The sequence below is a fragment of the uncultured Campylobacter sp. genome (genome assembly GCF_938018035.1).
Classification (GTDB): domain Bacteria; phylum Campylobacterota; class Campylobacteria; order Campylobacterales; family Campylobacteraceae; genus Campylobacter_B.
In genome coordinates, this window is the sequence record NZ_CALIJF010000415.1 from 1 (window position 1) to 3,377 (window position 3,377).

5 protein-coding genes are annotated in these 3,377 nt (G+C 35.1%); 2 read left to right on the plus strand and 3 right to left on the minus strand.

Annotation, left to right across the window (positions count from 1 at the left end):
• Positions 1-86: 86 nt before the first annotated feature.
• From Q0257_RS12700 to Q0257_RS12710, 3 genes are all read right to left on the minus strand, one after another.
• Positions 87-845 carry a hypothetical protein gene (locus Q0257_RS12700; protein WP_298025348.1) on the minus strand — a complete coding sequence of 253 codons (759 nt, stop codon included), beginning with the start codon at positions 843-845 and terminating at the stop codon, positions 87-89.
• A gap of 153 nt (positions 846-998) precedes the next feature.
• Entirely contained in the window at positions 999-1,367 is a 369-nt protein-coding gene (locus Q0257_RS12705) for an ASCH domain-containing protein (RefSeq protein WP_298025350.1), read from the minus strand.
• Entirely contained in the window at positions 1,345-2,406 is a 1,062-nt protein-coding gene (locus Q0257_RS12710; protein ID WP_298025352.1) for a hypothetical protein, read from the minus strand. The genes Q0257_RS12705 and Q0257_RS12710 overlap by 23 nt, the downstream gene beginning before the upstream one ends.
• 264 nt (positions 2,407-2,670) lie before the next feature.
• Here Q0257_RS12710 and Q0257_RS12715 point away from each other — a divergent pair, with 264 nt between their 5' ends.
• Entirely contained in the window at positions 2,671-3,108 is a 438-nt protein-coding gene (locus Q0257_RS12715) for a DUF2809 domain-containing protein (RefSeq protein ID WP_298025355.1), read from the plus strand.
• A gap of 13 nt (positions 3,109-3,121) precedes the next feature.
• The coding region (locus tag Q0257_RS12720; RefSeq protein ID WP_298025358.1) for a fumarate hydratase at positions 3,122-3,377 on the plus strand (256 nt) is incomplete at its 3' end.

Sequence of the window (3,377 nt, forward strand, 5' to 3'; positions counted from 1 at the left end):
ATAATTGTATAGCGTATATTCGTTTTGTATATCTGCTTTTACGCATTGAACATATTTCAATGTCAGATCAATGGCGCCGTCAAAAACTAACATAAAAATATCCATTTTAACAAGTCATAAATAGCATTAGATATTATAGCCACGACCACTACAATCAATAAGAATTTATATCGATATAAATTTGAATTTTTATGATGAAGGCTTTTTAAGAAAAGTTGATAATTCTCTATCGTGCTATCGTCCGATGTTTTATCTTTAAATTGATAGACCGTCATCCTTCGATTTGCGTAGCTTCCTATATATTGATTCCATAAATTATCTTCTAAAACTCTAAAGCTTTTTATTGGCCTACTTTTTTCGATCAACTCGGTTATGGAATCCAATATAATAAAAGTATTAATTTCTTTAAATTTTATCTTTTTATTTATTTGTTTTATAAATTGCCTATCTAAATTTATTGAGATACCAATCGTTTTTATCGTTTTTATAAACGGATTGGCCATTGTATCCGAAAGAACGGTATCCGTTATCTTATCTCTGATATTTCTAATCCTAAATCTAAAATAGCTATTTTTCTGTTTTTCTTCTACGCTCATTGTTATACTAGAATCGCCATTTATAGTGGTATTACAAAGCTTTATACCTCCGAGCTTGTATTCCCTTAATCTAAAGTCTAATTTGTTTTTATCTAGATGGGTCTCCTCGTTAAATATCATATTCAAGGTCTTACCGTCACAGAGCCTATCTTTTACATCCGCGAATTCTTCCTTAAGTATACCGAATGGAAATACAATTTCTATATTGAAATTTCTGTCAAAATTGTTATACTCTTTTCTAGAAATCAATATTCCTATTTCTATATACGAATGTTCATTGTCGTTTGGCAAAAAAATATTTAAATGCAGTATAGCATCTATCTTGTCGGCGACGTCTGAATCCACATTTATAAATATAGATTGTGTGTACTGCGAATTTGGATTTATTTTCATCTTCATTTTCTAGATATACTTGAACGATTGCGGTGCTACGAATTTCGGATATTGTAGATAAGGGCAAATAGGCTCCTTATATTTATTTACGGACTTAATTTTTATAGCAAACCCCATATTTTTACCGCTAAAATATTGAAAATATCGCTCTTTATCTATGCCGGCGTACAGGCTTGTTTTGTCCCATAGCTCTTCAGGACTTGCTTTTAAGATATCGTCAACTATGAACTCACCTACTATCTTACCGACCGGTTTTGTAGCATATATTTTGATTTTATCAATTTTTCTTTTAAAATTTACTTTTCTAAATTCAAATTGCTTTGTTCCATCAAAAATAGCTTGGACAAATTCCGGCTTAATGGATAATAATGCTGTCATTTACCATACCTTCTTTTAAAATTGCAAAAAAAGCTTCGTCCGTAAGCTTCGCAAAACCCCAGTAGACTTCTTCGTGACCTATAATTTCCCTAATCCTCTTTAAAATAACGCGTCTTTTAAATGATATATTGTATGTCATCTTTATTATTTTTGTATATTTTTTACTGATAAAAATATTTTTTAATTCAATATCGGTAAAAATATTATGCGGCTTGCAGTACCTGACGAAATCATCAAAGTCAGCAAAACCGGATAAGTCTTTATATTCTTCTACAACGCATAAAGAGGTCGCGACTGATGAGTAGTTCGCGCTTTGGGCATTTTCATCTTTTGTTCTATAAATGAGCAAGCAGTCGCCTCTCTTGAGTTGCTCGACACCTTTCATTTCCGTTATGTATACCTTATGAATACTATTTGATTCAGACATATCTTTTAGTATATCATAGCTTTCCGTATGTAGAATAGAGTCCGAGAACATACCGGTATGATATTTCGGGTATATACTTAAAAGATATTTGTCGCTTGTCGCATTAACAGCCGGATAGTCTAGTAGTATATCATTTTTTAGCGCCTGCACACAAGTCGGTATCTTTTTTGTTAATACTAGCTCATTATTTTTTTTGCCGTATTGGGTAAATCCGTATCTTTTTAATAAATCTATTAAAGGCGCTTGTTTTTCGAAAGCTGTTACGTAAATATTATAAATATTATTTGATACCGCAAAATCAAAAATCTTTTTTACAAAACGCTCTCCTAGTTTTGTGCCGTGTGCATTTATTTTAAAAGTCCCGATCTTTAACCATGGCACATTTATACTAAGCGCCGGTTTTATGTCCGTATTATCTACGGGGTTTTCTATTTTTAAATATAAAAAGGCTACTATTTGTCCATTATCATCGAAAAGCGTATATGCTTTTTCGTTGGCTTTCGCTTTTTTTGCTATCCATGCATCAAAACCTTTATAATCTTGTCTTAAAGAATCAAAAAAGGAATCGGATGTATCGATTTCACGTATATATTTCTCTTGGATATTTGACATTTTAACACCTCTTAAAATTTTTCAAGCAATTGTATCAAAGATTATCTAATTTTATTCTTTTAAAGCCATTGTTGTAATATCGGCAAGGATTTTTAAAAATATTTTTTGAATTTAAAACGATAATTGAAAGATTGAAAAATTTACGTTTCAAATCAAAGTGAAAAATGTGATATTTTAGCCCACTTTGATTTTAAGCGTAAATCCACTTTGATTTGAAACGTGGTTTTACAGCTAAATTTGAAGGCTAAATTTAAAAGGAAAGCGTTGCGAGGGGAGAATTTAAGAGAGCAAAAAAGTATCGCAAGGCTCGCGCAAAAGCCGCAAACAAGGCAAAGCGCGAGGACGAGGCTAGCGTTTTTAGCCGTGGCGGCTTTGATTTTAGCGATCGAAATTTACATAGCGATCTGCGTAAAAGGCGATTTCGTGCGGCACTACGCGGGCGACGTTTTGGCCGTCATCTTGCTTTACGCTTTGGCTAGGGCTGCATTTAGCGAGCCGCCTTTAAATTTGCCGCTTAAAATTTTCGCGTTCGCAGCGGCTTTGGAGCTCGCGCAATATCTGGGCGCCGTGCAAATTTTAGGCATAGAAAATAAAATTTTAAAAGTAATGATCGGCGGAACGTTTGATTTCGCCGACCTACTCTGCTACGCTGCGGGCTGCATCTTAGCGGGCATATATGAAAAATTTGAAAGTAAAATTTAGCAAAGGAGAAGCGATGGATAAAGAAAAAGCTGTGCAAAAGATGACCGAGGTCATGGCGAAATTCGTCGGCTACACGGGCAAGGTGCTGCCTGATGATGTGACGGCGAAACTGCTGGAGCTCGCCGAGCGCGAGACGCAGCCGCTAGCGAGAGAGATCTACAAAACAATGTTTGAAAACCAGCGCCTAGCCAAGCAGCTAGACCGTCCGTCCTGTCAGGATACGGGCGTGATCCAGTTTTTCGTGCGCTGCGGAGCGAACTTCCCGCTCA